This window comes from Ruegeria sp. HKCCD7628, assembly GCF_057221005.1.
In genome coordinates this window covers 211,545-236,779 of sequence record NZ_JBWVBA010000005.1, presented here as the reverse complement: position 1 = coordinate 236,779, position 25,235 = coordinate 211,545, and the positions used below count along the sequence as shown (strand labels likewise).

The 25,235-nt window shown below is 57.4% G+C and carries 19 protein-coding genes; 12 read left to right on the top strand and 7 right to left on the bottom strand.

Annotation, left to right across the window (positions count from 1 at the left end; translation table 11 throughout):
• Positions 1-122: 122 nt before the first annotated feature.
• From AC2TAD_RS13465 to AC2TAD_RS13445, 5 genes are all read left to right on the top strand, one after another.
• A complete protein-coding gene (locus tag AC2TAD_RS13465; RefSeq protein ID WP_480868248.1) occupies positions 123-3,776 on the top strand; it encodes a beta strand repeat-containing protein in 3,654 nt (1,217 codons plus the stop codon).
• A gap of 61 nt (positions 3,777-3,837) precedes the next feature.
• Positions 3,838-5,595, top strand: coding sequence for a type I secretion system permease/ATPase (locus AC2TAD_RS13460; protein ID WP_480868247.1), 1,758 nt, complete (start codon positions 3,838-3,840; stop codon positions 5,593-5,595).
• A complete protein-coding gene (locus tag AC2TAD_RS13455; protein ID WP_480868246.1) occupies positions 5,592-6,962 on the top strand; it encodes an HlyD family type I secretion periplasmic adaptor subunit in 1,371 nt (456 codons plus the stop codon). The genes AC2TAD_RS13460 and AC2TAD_RS13455 overlap by 4 nt, the downstream gene beginning before the upstream one ends.
• A gap of 134 nt (positions 6,963-7,096) precedes the next feature.
• Positions 7,097-7,861 carry an HAD-IIB family hydrolase gene (locus AC2TAD_RS13450; protein WP_480868244.1) on the top strand — a complete coding sequence of 255 codons (765 nt, stop codon included), beginning with the start codon at positions 7,097-7,099 and terminating at the stop codon, positions 7,859-7,861.
• A gap of 16 nt (positions 7,862-7,877) precedes the next feature.
• Positions 7,878-9,107: a glycosyltransferase family protein gene (locus AC2TAD_RS13445; protein ID WP_480868242.1), complete on the top strand. Its 1,230-nt coding sequence runs from the start codon at positions 7,878-7,880 to the stop codon at positions 9,105-9,107.
• Here AC2TAD_RS13445 and AC2TAD_RS13440 read toward each other — a convergent pair.
• Both AC2TAD_RS13440 and AC2TAD_RS13435 read right to left on the bottom strand, forming a co-directional pair.
• A complete protein-coding gene (locus AC2TAD_RS13440) occupies positions 9,091-10,836 on the bottom strand; it encodes a sugar phosphorylase (RefSeq protein ID WP_480868240.1) in 1,746 nt (581 codons plus the stop codon). The two genes, AC2TAD_RS13445 and AC2TAD_RS13440, sit on opposite strands and share 17 nt — an antisense overlap.
• Positions 10,837-10,950: 114 nt before the next feature.
• Positions 10,951-11,586, bottom strand: a complete 636-nt coding sequence (locus AC2TAD_RS13435) for a TetR/AcrR family transcriptional regulator (protein WP_480868239.1) — start codon at positions 11,584-11,586, stop codon at positions 10,951-10,953.
• A 177-nt stretch (positions 11,587-11,763) separates the two neighbouring features.
• On the opposite strand from AC2TAD_RS13435, the gene AC2TAD_RS13430 reads away from it, so the two are divergent.
• The 5 genes from AC2TAD_RS13430 to AC2TAD_RS13410 all read left to right on the top strand — a co-directional run bounded on the left by AC2TAD_RS13430 (position 11,764) and on the right by AC2TAD_RS13410 (position 16,302).
• The gene (locus AC2TAD_RS13430) at positions 11,764-12,693 is read left to right on the top strand and encodes an AEC family transporter (protein WP_170755761.1); all 930 of its coding nucleotides are present in this window, start codon (positions 11,764-11,766) and stop codon (positions 12,691-12,693) included.
• 104 nt (positions 12,694-12,797) lie between these two features.
• A complete protein-coding gene (fghA, locus tag AC2TAD_RS13425; RefSeq protein ID WP_480868237.1) occupies positions 12,798-13,631 on the top strand; it encodes an S-formylglutathione hydrolase in 834 nt (277 codons plus the stop codon).
• A gap of 3 nt (positions 13,632-13,634) precedes the next feature.
• Positions 13,635-15,083 (top strand): Si-specific NAD(P)(+) transhydrogenase, encoded by a 1,449-nt coding sequence (sthA, locus tag AC2TAD_RS13420; RefSeq protein WP_480868235.1) that lies wholly within the window; start codon positions 13,635-13,637, stop codon positions 15,081-15,083.
• The gene (locus tag AC2TAD_RS13415) at positions 15,080-15,535 is read left to right on the top strand and encodes a YaiI/YqxD family protein (RefSeq protein ID WP_480868233.1); all 456 of its coding nucleotides are present in this window, start codon (positions 15,080-15,082) and stop codon (positions 15,533-15,535) included. The genes sthA and AC2TAD_RS13415 overlap by 4 nt, the downstream gene beginning before the upstream one ends.
• Before the next feature lie 146 nt (positions 15,536-15,681).
• Complete coding sequence (locus AC2TAD_RS13410) at positions 15,682-16,302, top strand: HAD family hydrolase (protein WP_170755757.1); 621 nt, start codon at positions 15,682-15,684, stop codon at positions 16,300-16,302.
• A 1-nt stretch (position 16,303) separates the two neighbouring features.
• Here AC2TAD_RS13410 and AC2TAD_RS13405 read toward each other — a convergent pair whose 3' ends face one another.
• Positions 16,304-17,539 (bottom strand): MFS transporter, encoded by a 1,236-nt coding sequence (locus AC2TAD_RS13405; RefSeq protein ID WP_480868231.1) that lies wholly within the window; start codon positions 17,537-17,539, stop codon positions 16,304-16,306.
• A 148-nt stretch (positions 17,540-17,687) separates the two neighbouring features.
• Between AC2TAD_RS13405 and zapE the strand changes: the two genes are divergently transcribed.
• Positions 17,688-18,746, top strand: coding sequence for a cell division protein ZapE (gene zapE, locus AC2TAD_RS13400; RefSeq protein WP_480868230.1), 1,059 nt, complete (start codon positions 17,688-17,690; stop codon positions 18,744-18,746).
• A 74-nt stretch (positions 18,747-18,820) separates the two neighbouring features.
• Here zapE and AC2TAD_RS13395 read toward each other — a convergent pair whose 3' ends face one another.
• From AC2TAD_RS13395 to AC2TAD_RS13380, 4 genes are read right to left on the bottom strand one after another with little or no spacing between them, the layout of a single operon-like run.
• A complete protein-coding gene (locus AC2TAD_RS13395; RefSeq protein ID WP_480868229.1) occupies positions 18,821-20,095 on the bottom strand; it encodes a bifunctional folylpolyglutamate synthase/dihydrofolate synthase in 1,275 nt (424 codons plus the stop codon).
• Positions 20,092-21,015 (bottom strand): acetyl-CoA carboxylase, carboxyltransferase subunit beta, encoded by a 924-nt coding sequence (gene accD / locus AC2TAD_RS13390; RefSeq protein WP_480868227.1) that lies wholly within the window; start codon positions 21,013-21,015, stop codon positions 20,092-20,094. The genes AC2TAD_RS13395 and accD overlap by 4 nt, the downstream gene beginning before the upstream one ends.
• 59 nt (positions 21,016-21,074) lie before the next feature.
• The gene (locus tag AC2TAD_RS13385) at positions 21,075-21,971 is read right to left on the bottom strand and encodes a CPBP family intramembrane glutamic endopeptidase (protein WP_480868225.1); all 897 of its coding nucleotides are present in this window, start codon (positions 21,969-21,971) and stop codon (positions 21,075-21,077) included.
• A 2-nt stretch (positions 21,972-21,973) separates the two neighbouring features.
• On the bottom strand, positions 21,974-25,060 hold the full coding sequence (locus AC2TAD_RS13380) for an ABC transporter transmembrane domain-containing protein (RefSeq protein ID WP_480868224.1): 3,087 nt from the start codon (positions 25,058-25,060) through the stop codon (positions 21,974-21,976).
• Between AC2TAD_RS13380 and AC2TAD_RS13375 the strand changes: the two genes are divergently transcribed.
• Entirely contained in the window at positions 25,059-25,208 is a 150-nt protein-coding gene (locus AC2TAD_RS13375; RefSeq protein ID WP_480868222.1) for a hypothetical protein, read from the top strand. The two genes, AC2TAD_RS13380 and AC2TAD_RS13375, sit on opposite strands and share 2 nt — an antisense overlap.
• Positions 25,209-25,235 lie beyond the last annotated feature (27 nt).

Genomic DNA, 25,235 nt, shown 5'->3' with positions numbered 1-25,235 from the left:
TATACCCCTAATTCGAAGGATGAATTTTAGCTGGCCGAAGCGGCTGACTACCCATTGGATACGTGGAACGCCCAAAGCAGCGGGCGGCCCGCAGAATGCAACAATTCTTGACGGAGTATCCCATGCTGTCCCAACTTCTTAGCAGTCTTCGCGCCCGTCTCTTGACATCGTCCACGCTGGCGCAAGAGACCACTCGCGATGGTCAAACCCTTATAAACAACTTTTTCCAGAGCACTGTGGTGGATGACACCCCGGCTTTTGTGCTGGCGAATGATTTTTCGCGCCTGTTGAACTTTGGCGAAATCATCACAAACAACGCTGTTGCTGCAGTGCAGGCGCAAGGTCAGGACGTCGACATCTTTAACTTTCGGTCCGGTCGGATCGAAGCCAATAACGGTCCAGATGCGCTTGCAACAGGCGTTCAGGTCACTGGAAGCGCATCGATCAGAAACTTTGGCGAGATTGTAGGCGAGTTCAACGGCGTTCAGTTTGCGGGGGCTGAAAGCTCGGGCAGTCTGGATAACTTCCGCGGCGGTGTGATCAGTTCTGACAGTCGTGCTGTCGACATTCAGGGTCAAGGTATCGATGTTCGTAACTTTGGTGACATCATCGGTACAGGTGATCAGCGCAACGGAACGATTTACACCAATTCGACTGCGGAAGACATTTCGATCTCGAACTTTTCGGGCGGTACGATTGACGCAGGCGAAGGCAACCAAGGTGCAGGGGTTTCTCTGCAGGTCGGAGATGAAATTGGTGACCGTGTCGAAACCGATATCTTGAATGGTTTTGGTGCAACAATCCAAGGTCGCGGTCAGGCGGCTTCAAACACGTCGCTGGCCGGCGACGGCGTGCGCATCGATGACGGTGCCGAGGGAGCCATCCTGGAAACCGAGATCGTTAACAGCGGGGTCATCTCGACCGAAAGCGATCAGGGTACGGCAGCAGGTCTGCGCATCGCTGATGGCGCCAATACCGAAGGTGAGATCCTAAACACCTCGACCGGTGTGATCGAAGGGCCGCGCAACGGTCTGTACATCGGAGATGGCGAACATGATCTGGACGTTCTGAACTTTGGAACCATCCAGTCCGGCAGCCGCGCTGTGAACATCGATGGTTCCGGTGTTGATCTGATCAATGGTGGCGACATTCTGGGCACCGGAGATCAGCGCAATGGTACAGTCTACGCTGATGACACTGCACGCGACTATTCGATCCAAAACCTTGCATCGGGTACTATTGACGCGGGCGAACACAATGATGGCGCGGGCGTTTCGTTGTCACTTGCCGTCGAAGGTAATGGCGACGTTTCGATCACCAACGACGGCACGATCGCGGGTCGGGGCAATGCAGGTGCAGCTTTGGGCACAGCTGGCGACGGTATCCGTCTGGAGGGTGTCCGCCAGGAGGGCGGCGGCTTTGGCCCGGCCCTCTTTGAAGGTACCATCACAAACACCGGTAGGGTGTCGTCCGAAGGTGCAAACGGAACGGTCGGTGCATTCCGCGCCGTGAACAACGTCAACTTCCGTGGCCAGCTGATCAACGAAGAAACCGGCGTTTTCGCAGGCGGCCAGAACGGTGTGTACTTTGGCACCGGTGATCACACAGGCGGCTCGTTCGTCAACCGCGGCACTGTGACTTCGGACAGCCGTGCGGTGAATATCGACGGGATCGGTCTGGATGTTGTCAACGAAGGCGAAATCCTTGGCACTGGCGATCAGCGCAACGGCACCGTCTATGCCGATGGCACTGCTGACAACTACAGCTTCACCAACTCGGGTCTGGTCGATGCAGGCGAAGGCAATAACGGTTCCGCCGTTTCGTTGCAAACCGGCGACGAGTCGGGGGACATCGTGTCCGCTGCAGTCATCAACGAAGGTACGCTGCAAGGTCGTGGAGATGCGCTGGAAGGCAACCAGGTCGGTGACGGTCTGCGCCTGTTCACCAGCCAGGACGACGCCTCTTTCGCGGGTGTTGTGGTCAACAAAGGTCTGATCGCCGGTTCCGAGGACTCGGACGCCGCAGCAGGTATCCGCGTTGATGGCGGCCTGAACCTGGTTGGCGCGATCCTGAACGAAGGCGAAATCCGCGGCACGGTCAATGCGATCGACGCATCGGATGCAGGCTTCGTGACCATCGTCAACGACGACGAAGGCGTGATCAACGGCAACGTTCTGCTGAGCGACGGCGACGACATCTTTGTCGACCTGGGCACCACCAACGGTGATATCTCGGGCGGCGCAGGAGATGACGTTCTGATCGCAGGCGACGCAGACAACGTCATCACCGGCGGTCTGGGCAATGACTTCATCGACGGTGGCGAAGGCATCGACACAGCCGATTTCTCGGATCTGGATGTCGCGGTCGAAGTCAGCCTGGATGCAAACGGCAATGGCACTGCCACACGTGACACCGGCTTTAACGTCACCGTCACCGACGCGGTTGTTGCAGCGCCGGATCAGTTCGGATCGTCCATCACCAACGGCGCCGAGTTCGTGGAGCAGGCAGTCCAGGGCAACCTGTACTACAACATCCACACGTCGGACTTCCCGGCTGGTGAAATTCGCGGGCAACTGCTGGTTGATAGCGACGTGACCGAGAATGGCATCCGTACTATCACCCTGAGCGGTGGTCTGGACGCCTCGCAGGAGCCTGGTCCTACATCCGACAGCGAAGCGACCGGTCAGGCGACCCTCGTCGTCACTCAAAACTTGGAAACCGGTGAAGTCACCTATTCCAGCGAGTTGAGCGTGACGGGCCTGAACGAAGCTGATCTGTTGACGCCGATCCCGGGTGTTGTCTCGGCTGTGCACTTGCACAATGCACCTGCTGGTCAGAACGGCCCGGTCGTGCAGGACACGCTGGTAGATGCCGGTGCGACGCTGGATACCGAAGCCACTGGTGGCACAGGTGTCATCGGCGAGGACGTCATCGACAACCAGATCGAAGTGGACATCCTGCGCTCGATCGAGCGGGTTGTCGGCTCGGATGACAGCGACACGATCGACGTCTCCAGCTTTGACGGTGTAACCGTTGATCTGGACCTCAGCGGTCCTTCGCCGAACCCTGCTGGCAGCGGTGATGAAGGTCCGCAGGACGGTGCCATCATCCAGAATGGCCAGATCGTCGCCGAAGTTGATGACTTCGAAAACGTTGTAGGCTCGAACGGGGATGACCTGATCCTTGGCAACAACGAGTTCAACATCCTCGACGGTGGTGCCGGCAATGACGCGATCCATTCCTTCGGAGGTGCCGACGTGATCATCGGTGGCGAAGGGATCGACACCGCGCTGTTCACTGCAGGGCCGGGCGTTGTTCTGGATCTGGATGAAGAAGGCAACGGCGTTGCACAGGTCAATGCACCCGATGGTGCAATCCTGGATCAGGTGTTTGGGTTCGAAAACATCAACGGCTCGAACAACGCTGGCAGCCCGAATGGTGGCGACGACATCCTGTCGGGCAACTCGGGGTCCAACACCCTGAACGGTCAGGCCGGTGACGATGTGCTGAACGGTGAGGGTGGCAATGACATCCTGATCGGTGGCGCAGGCAACGACACCTTCGTCTTCGAAGGCAACTTCGGCAACGACGTTATTCAGGACTTCGAAGTCGGTCTGGACCAGCTCCAGTTCGGCGAATTCGGACCCGACTTCGACGGCAGTGTCAGCGTTGCACAAGATGGCGACGACGCGGTCATCACCTTCGGCAGTGAAGGGTCTGTCCGCCTCGCCGGTGTCAACAGCACCGACCTGAACGACGACGACTTTGTCGCGTAACTGACCAACAGCGGGGCGGCTACGTGCTGCCCCGTTTTTCAAACCGGAAAGGGTCAAGGAAATGTTCAAGCAAGCCAATCCCGTCAAAACTGCCTGGGGGTCACTGCGCAAGGGCTTTGTCGCTGTCGCCTTCTTCAGCCTGTTCCTGAACTTGCTAATGCTGGCCGGGCCACTTTACATGCTTCAGGTCTATGACCGCGTTCTGACAAGCCAAAATGCCGACACCCTGATCGCACTCTCCGTGCTGCTGGCGGGTGTATTCGTCGTGATTGCGTGCCTTGATCTGATGCGGATGCGCATTCTGGGACGTTTGGCGGCCCGTTTTGAATTAAGCGTTGGCGCACCGGTTCTGAACGCAGCCATGCTTCGTCGGGTTCAAGGCGAAACCTCCAGTGGGGAAAACCTGGTCGAAGACGTCAACGGATTTCGTGAGTTTATTTCGGGCACCACCTTAACGGCCTTTTTCGATGCACCATGGATCCCGATCTACTTGATGGTCTTGTACGTCTTGCATCCGCTTCTGGGCCTGCTGGGTCTGGTCGGAGCAGTTACCCTGTCAATCATGGCGCTGATCAACAACGCCCGTGCGCGTGGTCCGATGGAGCAAGCTTCACAGGCCCGAGGTCGTTCGGACGCGCTGTTCGACACAAGCGACCGGAACGCAGAACTGGTTCATGCGCTGGGAATGAAAGGTGATTTGGTTCGTCGCTGGACTGCTTTGCAATCGGACGCGCACCGTTACAAAACAAGCGCAGCGGATCGTGTAGCAAGCTTTTCGGTGGTGTCCAAGACCGTTCGGATGGGTCTGCAATCGGCCATTTTGGGTTTGGGTGCTGCGTTGGCTATTTCGGGCGAGTCGACCGCAGGTGTCATGATCGCCGCAACTATTGTTCTGGCCCGAGCGCTGTCGCCCATTGACCAACTGATCGGCCAATGGCGCACCTTCCTGGCTGCGCGCGGGTCGTATTCCAAGCTTAAGCAGTTGACCGAAGATTACGCGGATGCGCCGCCGAACCTGAACCTGCCCCGAGCCTTCAAGACCCTAGACGTCAAGATCGCGCAGGCTGGCCCGCCGCGTGCTATCACTGCCAACATCCGCAGTATCGATTTCAGCCTTAAAGCCGGGGATGTTCTGGCCATTATCGGCCACAGCGGATCTGGCAAAACCACCTTGGGTAAAATGCTTGCCGGTATCTGGTTTCCTCAACGCGGAGAGGTCTTGCTGGATGGAAGTCCGGTGTCGAAATGGAACGGCGAGGATTTGGGCAAACAGATCGGTTACTTGCCGCAGGACGTTGAGCTGTTCGACGGGACCATCCGTGAAAATATCGGGCGTTTTTCCACCGCGATAGACGATGCCGAAGTGCTGCGCTCGGCGCGCGAGGCCGGGGTCCACGAGATGATCAGCAGCTTGCCGGAAGGTTATGAAACACGCATCGGTCAAGGGTTTTTCCTGTCAGGTGGGCAACGTCAGCGTCTTGCTCTGGCCCGCGCCTTATACGGTGATCCGTTCGTTCTTGTGCTGGATGAGCCCAACTCGGACCTTGATGCCGATGGTGAGCAGGCTCTGCGCGATGCGCTGTTGGCGGCTCAAGCTCGAGGTGCCATCGCGATCGTCATGACCCACCGTCCGGCGACATTGCAGGCGGCAAATAAGGTCATGGTGCTGCGCAATGGGAACCAGACCCAGTTTGGCGAAAAAGACGATGTCATGAAGGTCAACCGCCGCAACGTTTTGAACACCCCGACGCAATCGGGCGCGGTTAAGCCGGTTGCCCACCCAGCAAATGAAACTCAGATCAGCGGAGCAGCCCAATGACCGACCTGGTGAAGTATTCCAAATCCAACACCGCCGTGTCCTTTCACGAGGCACAGCTGAAAGAGATCAATGAAACCTCGGCGGGCATCGGACGCTATGTTCTTTTCGGCCTGTTCACGCTGGCGGTTTTCGTCGGCGGCAGCGCCTATTGGGCGGTCGTGTCCAAGCTGGATGGCGCTGTGGTTGCCCCTGCCTCATTCGTGGTCGAAGGCGATCGCAAAACGGTCGAGCATCTGGACGGCGGCATCATCCGCTCGATCCTTGTGGCAGACGGGGAATTCGTGCGGCAAGGCCAACCTTTGGTTCAGTTAGACAGCACCGAGATCGACGTTGAACTGAGCGTGCAACGTAGCCAGTTGGGTGAGCTGTCTGTTCGCCGCGCGCGCCTACTGGCGCAAATGAGCGGGCAGGAGCAATTCGACGAAACCACTGCGATGTCAGGTTATCGGGACGGTATGGATCGCTTGCACTGGGTCTCGCCTTATCTGACACAAAAACAATTATTCGACGCCGAAGCGCGCGCAAGGCGGACCGAGGCGCAGATCTATGCTCAGCGTATCTCGGCTCTGCGTAACCAAGTTGCTGGCCTTGAGGAACAACGTCGCAGTACAAAAAATCAGATCGACATTACCAATGTCGAGTTGGCGAACCTTCAAAAGCTGTTGGACAAGGGTTTGGTCGCGGTCACGCGCGTCAGCGCACGCCAGATCGAGCTTGAGCGTCTAAACGGCGCAGATGCATCGTTGCGCACTCAGATCGCGCAGGCCGAAGACCAAATGCAGGAACTGGAATTGTCCCTGCTGAGTCAAAAGAAGCTGCGTGATGAGGTGATCGCCGGAGAGCTGGCTGTGGTTGAGGCGCAGCTTGATCTGGTTCGGCCTCAGTTCGCGGGAACGCTGGCGCGGATGCAACGTACTCAAGTTCTGGCCCCAACCAGTGGTCGGGTCGTAAACCTTGCGGTGTCCACCAATGGCGGCGTAATCCGTCCGGGTGAACCCATCATGGACATCGTTCCGGCGGATCAGAACCTGATCGTAGAAGCGCGGATAAAAACGGGTGATATCGACAAGCTCTATATCGGTCAGACCACTCGTATCCGTCTGTCCGCCTTTGCCCAAGCCGATGTGCCGGAGGCCAGTGGCGAGATCTTTGATATCTCGGCTGACGCGCTGGAAGACGACCGCACTGGCGAGGCATACTACAAGGCGCGCGTCAAACTCGACGCCCGGCAGCCCATCGCTGTAACGGCGCTGGACCTTGTGCCGGGAATGCCCGCCGATCTGTTTGTGAACACAGGCGAACGAGCAGTGTTCACCTATCTGGCTCAACCTATCAGTGACCGTCTTGCTAAGACATTTATCGAGTAAGCCAGATCGCCCGCGCCTAATTTTTGGGCGCGGGCAACTCAATTGACCGGAATTTCGACAGAATGGATTTACATCCCACAAAGCGGGATTTTACCGTTTCAGCGGATGATACAACGAATTGACTTAAGCCCGAGATGAAACGCCCGCTGCCTATACTGGTGTTTTCTGATTTGGATGGCACGTTACTGGACCACAACAACTATAGTTGGTCTGCCGCCAAGCCGGGATTGAAACGCCTTGCTGAGATAGGCACCGGTGTGGTTCTTGCCAGCAGTAAAACAGCGCAGGAAATCATCCCCCTACGGGACGCTATGGGACAAGCAGATATGCCTGCGATTGTGGAAAACGGCGCTGGAATACTTTGGCCGGGCGATGCCGATGAGGGTGAAGATGACTATCCACGCTTGCGCGCCTTGCTGAAAAAGCTGCCTCAGGGATTTGTCGGCTTCGGCGACATGACGATCGATGAGGTTGCGCAGAAAACTGGGTTGAGCTCCCAGCAAGCAAACTTGGCGCGTCAACGAAAGTTTAGCGAGCCCGGAGTTTGGACCGGTTCCGATGTAGACCTCGCAGAATTTCTGGAGGCGGCTCGCGCTCATGGGCTTTACGCACGAAAAGGCGGGCGGTTTCTGACTATTTCCTTTGGTCAGACCAAAGCGGATGCGATGCGTGAAGTCGTGCGGCATATGCGTCCTGTCCGCACGATTGCGCTGGGTGATGCGCCCAATGATATCGAGATGATACAGGCCGCAGATCAGGGCGTCGTGGTCGCCAATCCGCACGGCCCCAACATACCACCTTTCCCTGCGCCGGTAGAAGCGCGGGTTCTCAGAACACAACAGAGTGGACCGCAAGGGTGGTCGGATGCGATCCTGACCCTGACGGCGGACCTTCGATAAGAACGGGGCATTTCATATGGCAGATTTCCATCAGAACGGAAACATCACGACGCTGCATAATTTGCGCAGCCGACCGACCGGGCATCTGACGCATGAGATCTCGGTTTTTGCCGAGACCCGAAAAATCACTCTCATTCTGCCTTGCCTTTATTCCGAACTGGAAGGCCCTGCGCTGACCGGAATTCTAAATGAGCTAGCACAGGTGCCTTACCTCCACCGGATCATCATTGGACTGGATCAGGCGGATGAGGATCAATACCGCCGTGCCCGAACCTTCTTTGCCGATCTGCCGCAAAACCATGCGGTCATCTGGAATGACAGCCCCCGCCTGACCGCGCTGGAATCCCATCTGCGTGAGATGGGTCTGGCCCCGCAAGAGCCGGGCAAAGGCAAAAACGTTTGGTCCTGCATCGGCTATCTTCTGGCCTGCGCCGACAGTTCGGTGATGGCGATCCATGATTGTGATATCGTCACCTATAACCGCGAGATGTTGGACCGGCTGGTCTATCCGGTGGTCAACCCGACTTTTCCCTTTCAGATGGCCAAGGGGTTCTACCCCCGCGTCGGCAACGGCAAGCTGAACGGCCGCGTCACGCGCCTGTTGGTAAGTCCGCTGCTGATCGCGCTGAAAAAGGTCATTGGCGACCGGGATTACCTCGATTACTTGCGCAGTTTCCGTTATCCGCTGTCAGGCGAATTCGCCATCCGCACCCCTACCCTGCCCGACCTGCGTATCCCGTCGGATTGGGGGCTTGAGATCGGCGTGTTGTCCGAGGCGTGGCGCAATCTGGCCCCGAAATCCGTCTGCCAAGTCGAAATTGCCGATAACTATGACCACAAGCATCAGGACTTATCACCCGAGGACGCAAATCGGGGGTTGTCGCGTATGTCCACGGATATCTGCAAGGCGATCTTCCGCAAATTGGCCGCTGACGGCACGGTGTTCACGCCGAACACCTTCCGCACACTCAAGGCGACCTATTACCGTTCGGCGCTGGATCTGCTCGAGGGTTACTATACTGACGCCAAGATGAACGGGCTGGAACTGGATCGTCACAAGGAAGAGAAATCCATCGAGCTGTTCGCCGAGAACATCATCCGTGCCGGGCAAATATTTCTAGACAACCCGCATGAGACACCGTTCATCCCCACGTGGAACCGCGTGCATTCGGCCGACCCCGAGTTTCTGCTTCGTCTGAAAGCCGCCGTTTCCGACGATCTGGACGAATTCAGCCCGCGTTCGTGATCCAGCGGCACTGATATGGCGCCAGAACAATATCCGGGCCGTTGGTGGCAAGGATTTCGCCCGTCAATGCGTCAGTCCAGACCTCTTCGGCGATCATGTTGATCTCGGCGGGGCTGACATGGACCTGCTCGGCCGAGACATTGTGCAGCGCAAAGATCGACTGGCTGCGATCCAGACTCTGCCGCCAGATGCCAAAGACGCGATCATCCAGCCGCAGAGTAAACTGCGTGGCGTTGGGGTGAAACGCCGGTTGCTGCGACCGCAGGCGCAGACGTTTGGACAGCTCCGACAACACCAGCGCCTGATTTGACCCCGGATCAGCCAGACGTGCCAACAAATCGGGATAGTGCCAGCGATGCCTGTTGATCGCCCGGTTCATGCCGCGCCGTTCGACAGCCTCGTGATCATTCGGTGTGGCCAACAGGGAATGGATGTAGAACGCCGGTATCCCCTCAAGTGACATTACGATAGTCTGCGAGCAGATGAAACGCGCCAGATGGTATTGATCGGGGCCGTGAAATGTTTCGGTCATGGCTTCAAAATAACCGCAGTTCAGCTCGTAGGGTTCTTCCCGCCCGTCCGGCAGTGCGCGCATCGAGACCAGACCTCCGATCCTACGGACCGTGTCGATCATGCGGTCTTTTTCGTCCGGCGGCAGCAATCCCTCAGCAGGGCGCATCCCGATACCGTCATGAGATGCGGTGAAGTTCAGATATGCGCAACCTAATTGCGCCGGGGGCATGGCGGCCTGCCATTCGCGTAGAAATTGCGCTGTGCCTGATTGCAGCGCGTGCAGGATCAACGGTGGCAGAGGGAAGTTGTAAACCGCGTGCGCCTCGTTCCGGTTGCCAAAATAACTAAGGTTCTCGGTCCGGGGTACATTGGTTTCCGTCAACAGAACCAGCGTTTCGGTCGCATAGTCGCACAGCAGCCGCAGCAGCTGTACGATGGCATGGGTTTGCGGCAGGTGAATACAGTTTGTTCCAATTTCCTTCCAAACAAAAGCAACTGCATCAAGGCGCAGAATACGAACGCCTTTGTCGATGTGCAGTCGTATGATCCGCAGCATTTCGATCAGAACTGCGGGATTTGAGAAATCCAGGTCAACCTGATCGTGGGAAAATGTGCACCAGACGTATTTCTCACCTGCGCTGGTCTCGACTTGCCGCAGCAAGGGCGTGGTGCGCGGCCTGACAACTTGCGACAGGTCGTCTTCGGGAGAGGCTTCAAAGAAAAACCGATCGTGTGGCGCTTTGCCCTGCAAGTAGTTTGTGAACCAGCTGCCCTGACTGGACACATGGTTCAGGACCAGATCGGACATCAGATGAAAATCAGTAGCGATCCGGGTGATATCAGGCCAATCCCCAAGCGGAGTGCTGACGCTGTAGTAGTCTGAGACTGCAAAACCGTCATCGGAGGTGAATGGAAAAAACGGCAGGATATGCACACCGTTGACTACCTCACTTAGGTGTCGCACCAAAAAGTCGTGCAGCAGGTCAAGGGGCTTGTGGACCTGATCTTCGATCGAGTTGCCATAAGTTATCAAGACGCTGTCTTTTTCCGACCACAACTTGTTTCCTGGCTTGCGACCTTGTCTGCGTCTGTGCGTTTGCGGCGGCCAAAATGCGTGTGTGATCTGCTCGGCGAGTGCGACCTGATCGTGATCCGGATAAATCCGGTCGAGCAACTCGCCCAACCGGCGCGAAAAACTGTTGGAGTCACTGGTCAATGGTCGAATACCCTTAGCTTGCTGTGATCAAGGGTTCTTCAGAACGCGCAACCTGTCAAATTTAAGGACGGCGCTGTGCAGGATGTTGAAACAAGTGCTTAAATTTTGGTCAGTTCAGGTTGTGCCCGGTCGTAATGCACCGTACCGCGCCATGAACATGTCGACTGCTTGCGAAGCTATTTCATCAATTTCGTTTTGTGAGAAGCTTGTCTGAATACCAAAGGCCGACAATGTCCAAATCCGCACCTTGCACAATTCCGAGAATTGTTCAGCAGCAAGTTGAACATCGTCAATAAGCAGTTCCCCTTTGTTTACCGCTTTTTGCAGATACTCGGCGATGTGGCCGGTGCCGTGTTTTGGTCCGGCCTCGTAGAATGCTTCGCCCAGTTCTGGGAACCTGTCGCGTTCGGCCACGCAAATGCGAAAAACCTGCTGCGCAAAATCTGAGACCAAGAAGGCCGTCAGTTGTTTGGCCGTGATCATCATGACTTCGCGTGCCGGAAGTGAGTCATCGACCAGGGACACCACATGCTCGGCCATACGTGTGCATTCGGTTTGGGCAACTTCCATGAACAAAAGGCGTTTGTCGGGGAAGTAACTATAAAGTGTTGCCTTCGAGACGCCGGCAACGCGGGCGATGTCATCAACGCTTGCACCTTCGAAACCATCGGCCATGAAGACTTCTCGCGCGCCTTTCAGAACCTGATCGAATTTGCGACCTGTGCGCAGAATGGCTGCGGTTTCAGACATGCTCTCTCCCAACAGTATATGTAGGAGTTTATAAACCGGTCAGTTCAGATACAACGATTCGCACCAAAGCAATTCTGAACGCGCAATCAAATATTGTAATTTCGCCAGTCAGGCTGTCGAATATCGGACCTTGCGATGGAGCTTGCCGCGCGATCAATCTGTGCTAACACTTCCGGCATGGTCGATATCTTTCTGCGCACGCTTCCTTTCTTTGCGATCATCGGCCTTGGATATTGGGCGGGTCGTACCCGGTTCTTCACCGAGGAAGCGACGGCTTATCTGACCAAATTCGTGTTCTATTTTGCCTTGTCGGCCATGTTGTTCCGCTTTGCCGCGACCCTGCCCTTTGCCGAGATCTTCAACCCCAGGCTTGTTATCGGGTATCTAGCGGGAACAGTAGTGGTTTATCTGCTGGCAACGCTTGTCGCCTGGTTCCGAGGGCTGGACGTGCCGACCGCAGCGGTAGAAGCACAGTGCGCAGCCATCGGCAATGTCGGCTTCCTCGGTTTGCCTATGCTGGCCCTTCTTTTCACAGAAGCTGCAATTGGCCCCGTGATGCTGGTTCTGACGGTTGATCTGGTGGTGTTTTCGTCATTGATCGTGATCCTGATCAACGGGGGCAGAGACGGACGGCTCACCCCAGCCACTTTCAAACTGATTGGGTTGGGTCTGGTAAAAAACCCGATGATCGTCTCGATTTCGGCGGGGATGCTTTGGTCCGCGTTTCAGATGCCTGTTCCCGCGCCGCTTAATGATTTTCTCACGATCCTTGGGGGGGCTGCTACGCCCGGCGCTCTGTTCGCTATCGGAGCCTCGCTGGCCAGCAAGTCGGCTGAGCGCGTGCATGTGGCCGGTTGGCTGAGTTTCTGCAAACTTGTCATCCATCCGGCATGTGTGGCCATTGCGTTGCTTTGGATCTTTCCCATCGCGCCCTTCCCCGCTGCTGTCGCGATTGCGGCGGCCGCGCTGCCGGTCGCTGGGAACGTCTATATGCTTGCGGCGCATTACAACGTTGCGCCACATCGGGCGTCGGCCGCGATCTTGCTGTCAACTGCAGCCAGCATCTTGACTGTGCCATTGGTGATCGCTTGGGTCGGAACGCCCTGATCTTCACCTTTTTTAAAAATGCCAGCAGTATTGACCACCGCACTTTACGAGCCGTGTTGGGAACGTTAGCCATGGCGCAACCCTAACGTAAGGACAAAAGTCAGATGGAAACCGTTTCGGAAAACACCTGCTTCGGAGGCGTTCAGGGCGTCTACCGCCATGCCTCGACTGCCTGCCAATGTGACATGACCTTTGGCCTGTTTCTGCCGGCCGAGGCCAAGGACGGCCCCGTCCCGGTCCTCTGGTATCTTTCGGGCCTGACCTGCACCCATGAAAACGCCATGACCAAAGCGGGCGCGCAAGCCTGGGCGGCGGAACAAGGCATCGCGGTGGTGTTCCCTGATACCTCGCCCCGTGGTGCAGGCGTGGCTGATCACGACGACTACGATCTGGGTCAAGGTGCGGGCTTTTACGTGAACGCGATCCAGACCCCCTGGGCACCACATTTCAACATGTGGGATTACGTGGCCGAGGAGTTACCTGCCCTGCTGGCCGAAAACTTTGCCATCGACATGGACCGTCAGGCCATCACCGGCCATTCGATGGGCGGCCACGGTGCGCTGACGCTGGCAATGAACCTGCCGGGGCGCTATCGCTCGGTCTCGGCCTTTGCGCCGATCTCGAACCCAACGGGGGCCGATTGGGGCCGTAAGCAGCTGAGCGCCTATCTGGGTGAGGATGAGGCCGCATGGGCCAAACATGACGCCTCGCTTATGATGAAGGAAAAGGGCTTTGACGGTCCCGTCCTGATTGACACCGGCGCTAGCGATCAGTTCATCGACCTGTTGCGCCCCGAGGCGCTGGCGCAGGCGATTGCAGAGCGTCGCCAACAGGCAACCTATCGCCTACAGCCGGGCTATGACCATTCGTATTTCTTTGTGTCGACCTTCATGGAAGACCACATCACCTTCCACGCCGAGGCGCTGTACGGGGACTAACGCATGAGCGATTACGATTACGACCTGATCATCATCGGGTCTGGCCCCTCGGGGCGGGCGGCCGCGATTCAGGCAGGCAAACTGCAAAGACGCGTCTTGGTGATCGACCGCAAGGATAGGCTGGGCGGAGTATCGGTACATACTGGCACCATCCCGTCAAAGACCCTGCGGGAAACAGTTCTGAACCTGTCAGGCTGGCGCGAGCGCAGCTTTTACGGCCGTTCCTACAGGGTAAAAGATCAGATCCGGGCCGAAGACCTCAAGGCGCGTCTGCATATGACGCTGGATCATGAGGTGGACGTGCTGGAACATCAGTTCAACCGCAACCACGTGGAAACGCTGAACGGTCTGGCCAAATTCATCGGCCCGCATGAAGTTGAAGTTGCGACGGACGCGGGCGAGACTACCCGCCTGACCGCCGCGAAATTCCTGATTGCCACCGGAACCAAGACCTATCGGCCCGATTACGTGCCCTTCAATGGCAAGACCGTGGTCGATGGCGACGATTTCCTTGAGATGGCCGAAATTCCCCGCTCGCTGGTTGTGATCGGGGCCGGGGTGATTGGTGTGGAATACGCCACCATGTTCTCGGCGCTGGACGTGCGGGTCACGCTGATCGAACCGCGCGAGACTTTTCTGGACTTTATCGACAGCCGGTTGATCCATGATTTCACCCATCAAATCCGCGAAAACGGTGTGGATTTACGTCTGGGCTCGGCCGTCGAAAAGATTGAGGATGCCGGAGGTCATGTGGAAGTCACGCTGGACAACGGACGCCACGTGCGGGCAGAGATGCTGTTGTTCGCCGCCGGTCGCATGGGCGCGACCTCGGCCCTGAACCTGTCGGCTGTGGGGCTGGAGACCGACCACCGCAACCGGATCAACGTAGATCGCAAGACCTATCAAACCGCCGTGCCGCATATCTATGCCACAGGAGATGTGATTGGGCACCCCTCGCTGGCGTCAACGTCTTTGCAACAAGGTCGCGTCGCCGCGTGCCACGCGTTGGAGACCCCGACCCTGCCGGAAAGCCCGTGGTATCCTTATGGTATCTATTCGGTGCCCGAGATTTCCACTTGCGGCATGTCCGAGGAAGAATTGCAGGAACGCGGCATCCCATATGAGGTCGGCGTGGCGCGGTTCCGCGAAACCTCGCGCGGGCATATCATGGGGCTGGAACACGGGATGCTAAAGATGCTGTTCTCGCTGAAAACCCGCCGTGTTCTTGGGGTGCAGATCGTTGGCGAAGGCGCGACCGAGTTGATCCACATTGCGCAGGCCGTGCTGAACCTGAAGGGCACCGTGGACTATTTCGTGCAGAACACGTTCAACTATCCGACGCTGGCCGAAGCCTACAAGATCGCCGGATTGGATGCATTCAACCGGATGCCGATCCCCGAGGAGTTCAAGGTTAAGAAAAAGCCCGCTGAGAAACAGGCTAAGAAGTCGTGACGACGCTCTATATCGACGGCGACGCCTGCCCGGTGAAAACAGAGGCAGAGCGGGTCGCCACCCGCCACAAAGTACCTATGGCGCTGGTTTCCAATGGCGGGCTGCGGCCGTCAGCCAACCCGTTGGTGCAGGTCGTGATCGTCTCTGAGGGCGCGGATGAGGCGGATAAATGGATCGCCGAACGCTGTGGGGTTGGGGATGTGGTGGTGACGTCCGACATCCCCTTGGCCGCGAAATGCGTCGAGGCAGGCGCGCGGGTGCTACGCCCAAATGGCGAGGCATTCACGGCGGCCAATATAGGGCAGCAACTGGCGATGCGCGATCTGATGGCTGATCTGCGCGCAGCCAACCCCTTGGGTGCGGGCGGCGGCGGTAAACCCTTTGGCAAGGCTGACCGGTCGCGGTTTCTGGATGCGCTGGAGCGGGAACTGAGGGCGGCGCTGCGGGCGTAACCCTCCCGCCGGTTGTCTGCGCTTCAAAGATGCGCGTCCTCCCGTTGGGCCAGGCAGCGCGTTCCGCGCTGCGGTTTCGCCTTGTAAATTGCGTTGGGGATTGGTTCAGTTGGCGCAATCACAGATTGATTTGACAGGGGCGCAGCATGCCGATTGAAGCGGTGATTTTTGACATCGGGAATGTGCTGATCGAATGGCAACCCGAGCGATATTACGACAAGACCATCGGCGAGGATCGCCGTCGCGCCATGTTTGCCGAAGTGGACCTGCACGGCATGAACGATCTGGTCGATCAGGGGCATCATTTTACCGACACCATCTATGACTGGGCCGAGAAATACCCGGAATGGCGCGATGAGATCCGTATGTGGCATGACAAATGGATCGAACTGGCGGCCCCTGAAATTCCGCACTCGGTCCGGCTGCAGCGGGCGTTGCGGACCAAAGGTGTTCCGGTCTTTGCGCTGACCAATTTTGGGGTGCAGAATTTTGACTATGCCACCACGGTTTATCCGTTTCTGAATGAATTTGACCGGCAGTATGTCTCAGGGCGGATGAAGGCGGTCAAACCTCATGCGCCGATCTATGAAATGGTCGAGGATGATTGCGGGTTATCGCCTGCATCGCTGCTGTTCGCTGATGACCGGCTGGAAAATCTCGAAACAGCACGCGCGCGCGGCTGGCAGACGCATCATTTCGATGGTCCGCAGGGTTGGGCCGACCGGCTGGTGGCTGAAGGATTACTTGACTCGGAAGAGGCGCTCTAGCTCAGGCGGCGACTGCACTGCGGTTTTCGCGGATCGGTAGGTGGACGATGGCGCTGAACGCGCCGATGGCGACGCCGATCCACCACACCATCGTGTAATCTCCGTAAACGTCGTACATGCGCCCGCCCAGCCAGACACCCAGAAAGCTACCAAGCTGATGGCTGAAGAAGATGATGCCATAAAGCGTGCCCATGTAACGCAGCCCATAAAGATGCGCGACCAACCCCGAGGTCAGGGGCACCGTTGCCAGCCACAGCGATCCCATCACCAGCGAAAAGACGATGACCGAGATTGGCGTGATCGGAAAGACGATAAACGCTGCCGCCGCAAGTGTGCGCGCGGTGTAGACCCCTGCCAGCAGGTATTTCTTGGGAAAGTGGTTGCCCGCCCAACCGGCCAGCAAGGTGCCGCCGATATTGGCCAGACCGATCAATGAGATCGAGATGGCCCCCAGTGCGGATGTCGAGGTGATGCCGACCGAATGGAGGACGCCGCCAGGCTGAATGGGGCCACACATCTCGGTCACAAAGGCGGGGAAATGGGCAGTGACAAAGCCCAATTGATAACCGCAGCTGAAAAAACCCAGAAATATCAGCGCATAAGACGGATCACGGAAGGCGCGACCGACGATCTGGCCCATGCTCTCTTCCAGCTGCGCGCGTGTGGCGGGATGCGGCGCACGCATGAAAGGCAGGGTCAGCACAAGCGCCAGAATCGCCACGGCAAAAACGATGAATACCTGTTGCCAGGGCAGAAAGCTCAGCATCCACTCGGCAGCGGGCGCGCCCAGTACCTGTCCGAAACTGCCCGCTGCCGTGACGATGGCCAGCGACATCGAACGGTTTTCGTCTGACGAGGCCCTGCCTACGACGGCCAGAACCACGCCAAATCCGGTGCCTGCGATGCCAAACCCCACCAGCCACGCATAGGTCTGATGTTCAAACGGGGTCACGGACCAGGCAGACAAGACCATCCCAGCCGCATAAGTCAGCGCACCCAGTATGATCGCGCGTCTGTCACCCACTTTTTCGGCAATCGCACCAAAAATCGGTTGGCCGATACCCCAGGCCAGGTTCTGGATGGCAATGGCCATCGAGAAATCGGTACGTAACCAGCCGAACTCCTCGGCAATGGGGATCTGAAACACGCCGAAAGAGGCGCGCACGGCAAAGCTGACTGTTATGATGATGCAGCCCACGATCAGGATCGGATTAAAAAGACGCGCAGAGTGGGGCATTCAGACCTCGAATTTCCTTTTGCCAGAACGCTAGAGGTTTTTGGCTATTGGTCAAATCAGCAGATTTGCCGCTTCAGTTAAGGAAATTTGATGCGTCAGGAAAATGCCCGCTTTTCAAGCGGCAACCCGGCGGGTAAGGCTCGGGCCTATGACGGATTTGATTTCGCTGTACGAGGCCCGCGTCGCCGATGGCACTTTGACGCGAGATGACGCGCAAGAGGCTGTGCTGCCCCATTTCGAACGCATCCGCGCGGCCCTGTCCGTGCCGGTCAAGCGGGGGTTTTTCCGCAAGGCCCCGCCCGCGCCGCAGGGGCTTTATCTGTGGGGTGGTGTCGGGCGCGGTAAGTCGATGCTGATGGATATGTTCGTGGACGCGCTGGACGATATCCCGGCGCGGCGGGTGCATTTTCACGCCTTCATGCAGGAAATCCACGCCGGGATGCATAGGGCGCGGCAGGAGGGCGTCGAGGATGCGCTGGCTCCGGTCGCGCAGGAGGTGATCAAATCGGTGCGCCTGCTGGCTTTTGATGAGATGCAGATCACCGATATCACCGATGCGATGATCGTGGGGCGGTTGTTCGACCTGCTGCATGCTGGAGGCGTTGTGGTCGTCACCACGTCGAACCGGCACCCGGATGAACTATATAAGAACGGCTTGAACCGGCAGCTGTTTCTGCCCTTCGTCGCGCATATCAAAGAGCAGTTGCAGGTGTGGGAGCTGGTCTCGCCCACCGATTATCGCCAGAACCGGCTGGAGGGCGTTCCGGTCTATTTCACACCGATTGGCCCCGAGGCGCGGCAGAGCGTGCGCAGCGTGTGGAATGACCTGTCGGGTGGGACGGCAGAACCGCTTGTGCTGCAGGTCAAAGGGCGTGCGGTTGAGTTACCGGCCTTCCGCAACGGCGTGGCGCGGGCTTCGTTTTATGATCTGTGCGGGCGGATGCTGGGTCCAGCGGATTATCTGGCCATTGCCGAAGAGTTGAAGGTGTTGGTGCTGGAGGATATCCCCCGCCTGTCGCGCAACAATTTCAACGAGGCCAAGCGGTTTGTGACGTTGATCGACGCGCTGTACGAGGCAAAGGTCCGGTTGATTTGCTCGGCTGCCGCAGAGCCCGAGATGCTGTATGTCGAAGGCGAAGGGACGTTTGAATTTGAACGCACCGCGTCACGCCTGCGGGAGATGCAAGATCGGGACTGGGGGAAATAAGGGGGCTCTGCCCCCGTCGCGTTGCGCGCCTCCCCCGAGGTATTTTTAGCCAGATGAAGCTACGCGGATTTGTTTCATCCGTTTTCGCGCAGGATGTGACCGGCCAGATAGAGTGAGCCACAGATCAGGACGCGGGCCTGCGGGTCTTTGGTGGTGATGGCGTTGAGGGCGTCAGCGACGCTGTGTGCCGTGCTGGCCGGCAGGTTGACTTTGGCGGCCGCGGCTGCGGTGTCTTCGGCGCTGAGCGTTGCGGCCTCGCCGGGAATAGACACGGCGGTTAGGCTTTGGGCCTGTTTCGCCAGCGGGGCCAGATAGCCGGTGACGTCTTTGGTGTTGAGCATCCCGCAGATCATATGCGTGGGGCGTTGCGGCAGTTTCGCCAGCACATCGGCCAGAGCAATCCCGGCGGCGGCGTTGTGCCCTCCGTCCAACCACAGTTCGGCCTGGGCGGCGGCCTCGACCAGCGGACCTGTTTTCAGGCGCTGCATTCGTGCGGGCCATTCGGCACGGGTCACGGCAGCCTCATAGGCGTCATCGCCCATATTCAGGTGGCGCAGAACTGCGACTGCAGCGCCTGCATTCTGAATCTGGTGTGCGCCCAACAGGTTCGGCAGCGGCAAGTCGCGCAACCCGGTTTCGTCCTGATAGATCAGGCGTCCGTTTTCCTCATGGACATGCCAGTGTTGGCCGTGGATCAACAGCGGAGCGCCCAGACGAGCGGCGGTGTATTCGATAACCTCGAGCGCCTCATCCTGCTGCGGCCCGACGATACAGGGCACGCCGGGTTTGATGATGCCTGCCTTTTCTGCGGCAATCTTGCCAAGCGTGTTGCCAAGGAACTGTTCGTGGTCAATGGACACGGGCGTGATCACCGTCACAGCGGGCTCATGTATCACGTTGGTGGCGTCCAGACGGCCACCCAAGCCCACCTCGAGCAATGTGTAGTCCGCTTGCGTTCTGGCAAAAGCCAGCAGGGCAGCGCAGGTCGTGATTTCGAAATAGGTGATGTTTTCGCCATTATTTGAGGCGTAGCATTCGTCCAGTACCTCGGTCAGAGCGGGTTCCGAAATCAACTGTCCGGCAAGACGGATGCGTTCATGAAAACGAGCCAAATGCGGTGAGGTATAGGCATGAGCCGATAGCCCTGCCCCTTCAAGACCGGCTCGGATCATGGCCTGTGTGGAGCCCTTGCCATTGGTGCCCGCGACATGGATCACCGGTGGCAGTTTGGTCTGCGGATTGTCCAGTGCGGCCAGCAAACGCCAGACGCGGTCCAAGGTCATGTCAATGATCTTGGGGTGCAGCGCCATCATCCGGTCAAGGATGACGTCAGAAGAGGAGGATATCATTTTTCAGCCGAGGGTGCGGCCGCTTCGGCCTCTTGGGGTGTGGGTGCAGGCAGATCGCCTTTGACCGCGGGCGGCTGGTTCATCAGCATACGGGTGATGGTGATCAGTTCGTCGCGCATTTCGGTCCGTTTGGTCACACGGTCCAGCATTCCGTGATCCAGAAGGTATTCGGCCCGCTGGAACCCTTCGGGCAGTTTTTCACGAATAGTCTGCTCGATCACGCGGGGGCCGGCGAAACAGATCAGTGCGTTGGGCTCGGAAATATGCACGTCGCCCAGCATCGCATAAGACGCGGTCACACCCCCGGTAGTCGGGTGGGTAAGGACGACGATATAAGGCAGGTTCGCTTCTTTTAGCATCTCAACCGCGACCGTGGTGCGGGGCATCTGCATCAGGCTCAGGATGCCTTCCTGCATCCGCGCTCCACCGGCAGCAGAAAACAGGATTAGCGGGCGTTTCAGCTTTACCGCCTCTTGCGCGGCAGCGATGATGGCATTGCCTACGTACATGCCCATCGAACCGCCCATGAACGAGAAGTCCTGAGCAGCGGCAATGATCGGGGTGCGGCCAATTTCGCCAGCGGCGACCAGCATCGCCTCTTTTTCGCCGGTCTTTTTCTGCGCCGCCTTCATGCGGTCGGGGTATTTTTTCTGATCGCGGAACTGCAGCGGATCATCCTGGGGGGCGGGTACGTCGACTTCGGTGAAAATGCCGCCATCAAAGAGATGCGCAAAGCGGTCGCGCGGGGTGATTGCCATGTGATGGTCGCACTGGGTGCAGACATTCTGGTTTTCTGCCAATTCGCGGTGAAACAACATGGTTCCGCATTCGTCGCACTTGTGCCAGAGATTTTCTGGCACTTCCCGGCGAGAGAAAATCGAGTTGATCCGGGGGCGGACGTAGTTTGTGATCCAGTTCATATCGGAACCTTGCTGATGCGGCTTTGACGTCAAATAAGACGCTACGGAAAGAAATGCAATCAACGCCTGAGTGCAAGTCGTGCAGCGAGCCATCCGACAATCATCACAGCGAAATCGACAAGTAGCCACTGCCGCAGAACATCGGTATCCGACATGTCGTATGGTAGCACGTAAAGCGCAAGGCTGCTGAGGCTATCAGGCAGCGAGATAAACAATAACGCAATGATGTTATTAAAGAAGTGTAGCGCGATTGCGGGTCCCAATGTGCCTGCTCGGGCCGTTAGGTCCGCAGCCAAAACGCCAAACATGCAGGACCACAGCGCAATAAGACCAGCATTGGAACCGGCGGTTCCGGGTGCGTAGTGACCAGCTGCAAATAAAATGGACGGCACACCGATCCAAATAAATGGCGACCGGAATCGCGCCGCCAAAGACTGTTGTATATAGCCGCGGAACAGGATCTCTTCGGCGCTTGTTTGAATCAGGACAGCTGCAAGCGACAAAGGTAAAAACATCAGCCATGTCGCAAGTGGTGTATTGGAGATCAACTCGGTGCCCATGTCGTAAGGTGGCAAAACGGCAACGACCGCTCCAAGCAAGAGCAATGTTCTGAAAACGCGCCAGAATTGGACAAGGGTTTCCGGAAACGGGCCCAAGACCGATCGCAAGTTTCTGTGGTGTACTTGCCGTACGGCCAATCTTACTCCGACCGTCACGAATGCAAAGCTGGCCAGCAACACAAGCAGCGCGAATGGTGTCGATCCGGTCAAAAGCCCAGCGGCCCAAGCGGAGGATCCCACCCAAGCCGCGAAAGCGAAAATCGCAAGGTTCAATGCGATAACGACCGCGACGATCAATCCTAGACCCGCAAAAAGCCTCCACAATTCAGGGTTTGATCTGGCCTGTGCCACCAGCACTTCATGGGCCGCATAAGTCGGACGTGTTCGCTTGCCCATGTTCAAGTTTCCGGACCTGCAGCGTCGGTGCCTTCAAAGAAGATGGTCGAGTCCTTTTCGTTTACACGGACGGCGAGTGATGTCAGGTACCCGGCCACTGTTTGCAACAGCTGCGTTGCGACTTTTGCGTCGCTATCAACAACAGCGCGTAGTTCTTCGGCTCCTATCCGTAAAAAAGAACAATCGCTAACAGCCACGAGGTCCAATTGGCGCGGATCGCCTGTGATGACGGACAGATCCCCAATCAGTCGACCAGGTTCGACATCCGAGATCGGCCGCGCTTCTCCGCCTTCTTCGGGCCATTCCAGCCTCGCTTGACCAGAAATACACAAATAGGCGGCATCTGGAGCCTGTCCGCGTGAAAAGATCACCTGACCGGCGGTTGCGTCATACCATTGGGCAGAAAAGGCCAGCAGTCTTTGGTTGCGTCCATCGACGCCCGAAAACAGCTCGGTCGAGGAAATGATCTTGAGCTTGCGGCTCAAATCGGCCGTGGCATCCGGCTCGTCTTCAACGCGAGCTTTAGATACGCCGTCAATCCGACCGTCCTTGATTTCCACAAAAAGGTCATAGGCTTCGGGATGGTCAAACCGGTTTTCCATGAAAATCATGATTGAGTCGGGCAGCAATTCACGCAGCTTAAGACGTGTACGCAAACGGCTTTCCGAATCGTGGCTTGCCAACGCTGTGTCCAGAATCAGAACGTCGGGCCGCTTGATCCCTGCACGGGAAAAGGCCGCACGTTCCTGGAATACTGTCGGGAGATTGTTCCCGCCCAGACCCGATGGTAGGTCATAGATGATGGCCGCTGCGCGGCGGCGCAGACCCGCTTCGTTCATCGCTTCGGCGACTACATCTTCGATGTCTTCGGCGTGGGCACCCGCTGTAAGAGAAATCCGTCCGAACAGTGCGTTTTCCATAACGGTCATGCGGTCGATATAGGTGTCTGGGGCGACAGGAATGAACATGCCATTCATTGAGGCGCGCAACCTTTCGGCCTGACCGCTGCGGATGGAAAGAATCTTTTCCTTATATTCATCGGGAAAGTCGGGGCCAATTTGCTCGGCAGTCAACAAAAACGGAACGGTTAGCAGCAATGCACGCTCACGTTCGTTGATGGCATCGTCGCCTTTGGCCTTACGGCGATCTTCGATGTCCAGCAGACGGTAGTACATGTCCTTTGTCATGCCCAGCCGCAGAAACAGAGGGTGATCTGTTCCATCGCGCCCGAAAGTCTGGTTCAGCGTGTGCAGAACGGCCCGGGCTATAGCCATTGCTTCGTCATCCAGATCATGTGCCCGCAGCATTGCCAGAAACCGCCCGTCACCGGCCAGAATGTCCGGAGAAATATCGCGGGACGGGGCTGCGTACAGCAGGTTGCCGCCCAACGGCACAGCCGGGTTAAACCGGTCGGGATCGAACCGGTACACATATCGGTCCAGGTTCTTTTCGCGCAGCCGCTGCGCGACGCTCTCGCGAAGCGCTACAACGTCGCGCGCCAGCGCCGGATGTTGCGCTGGATCAAACTGTGTACGCAAAGTGCGGCGGAACATGAACTCGTCGATCCCCATCGCTTCGACCAGCTCGAACCACCAGTCGCGAATCTGGTCAGCGTTTTCCAGCCCCGCAAGGCCCGGATCAATCCATTCCGCGGAAAGTGAGTCGGTTGGGTTCCCGGATCGCTCGGCTTCTATCTTCCACCGTGTTTGGGTATTCGCTTCTTCATCTGATTGTTGCGGATGGGTGCGCAGCGGCATTAAGAGGTTGTCGCCCAATGTCCCGTCAAACAAGTACGGGCGCGAATAGGCGTATCCGATACGGGCGGCAATGACGGCTTGATGCAGGCTCGCAAGGTTATGGCCTGCGATCTTGATATCGCCCTGAACTGGTAACAACTCGCGTGTCAGCACCTGTGCCAGAGCACTTCGTTCTGCTGCGCTCGACGACTTGATGGCGACCCGAGCGCCACTTGGTATCGTCAGGTCGATGTCTTCGAGGATCGTTTTGCCGTCATCGTCGCGGACAGTCACATTGTGCAACTCGATGTCGCCTGTAAGGCGCGGGATCGTTTCAGGCTCACCTACGAACAGCTCTTCCGGGATCATGTTGTCCGGCGCAAAACGCTCGGTCACGATTTCCCAGCGCAATGACATGTCCTGAACCTGATTGTAGTAGGTCAGAAGATCCTTCCAAGGGCCACTCAGATCTTTATACGCGCCCAGAGCCGCAACAAGCGCGCCGACCGTGACCTCTCCGGTGATCGCAAGATAACCGCCGACCGAATAAAACAGAAAGGGCGTCATCTGAGTGATTAGATTGTTGAGGAACTTCATGAAGAACTTTTTGTTGTAAATCTTGAAGCGAATCTCGAACAAAGTCCCAAGTCGGTAACTGAACTGCGCCAGGCGATAACGCCATCCACCGTTCGCGCGCAGATCACTGATGCCAGCTGCACTTTCGCCAATCTCCGAGCTCAGCTGTCGCACCTGCTGAATACGATCCTTGTTCAACAGGTTAATCTGGCGCTGCAGTTTTGGGATCAGCCACGCCTGCAATGGGATCAGGGCGATACTGGCAAGGCCGAACCACACACTTTGCATGAACAAAAAGGTCACGATGGTCATCATCTGGCCGAATTGGAACACTGGCTGTGCGATGGCGTCACCCATCAGCCCGCCCATCGGTTCGGCCTCAGACGTGATCATCGACACCAACTCACCCTGACTGGTGGTGGCAAAGTACGATTTGGGGAACCGCATGGTGCGGTGGATCAAGGTGAACCGCAGACGCCGCAGCATCCGCTCGGCCAGCACGCCCTTCATGGTGTTGATGCGCATCTTCATCAACCCGCTGGCGATGACCGTGGCTAGAAATGCCACACACAAGATCAGCAGGTACTGAACTTGTGTGACCGTTATTCCGAACACTGTGACGGTATCTGCCGGCGCGCCAATCGCGTCATTGATGATCTGTTTCGGCAACTCCAATGAGGCGTAGAGAAACGGAAAAGACAAGACGGTGAGAACCAACAGAATTAGCTGCTGTTTCTTGGAATATTTCCAAATGAATGAAAAAAGAGTGGGTTCCATGCCCCGGCCCTGCCTCAAGGTTGTGGTACGTAGTGTTCGGATGATCCACGGCAATCAGGTGCCGGACGGTACGCATTGGCCCGACCGATTGCAAGAACGGTGGACCGCCTATCAGACAACAAACCGCCTGCCCACTAGAAAGCGTTAGCTAAAAATCAAAATTTAATCCCCGCTA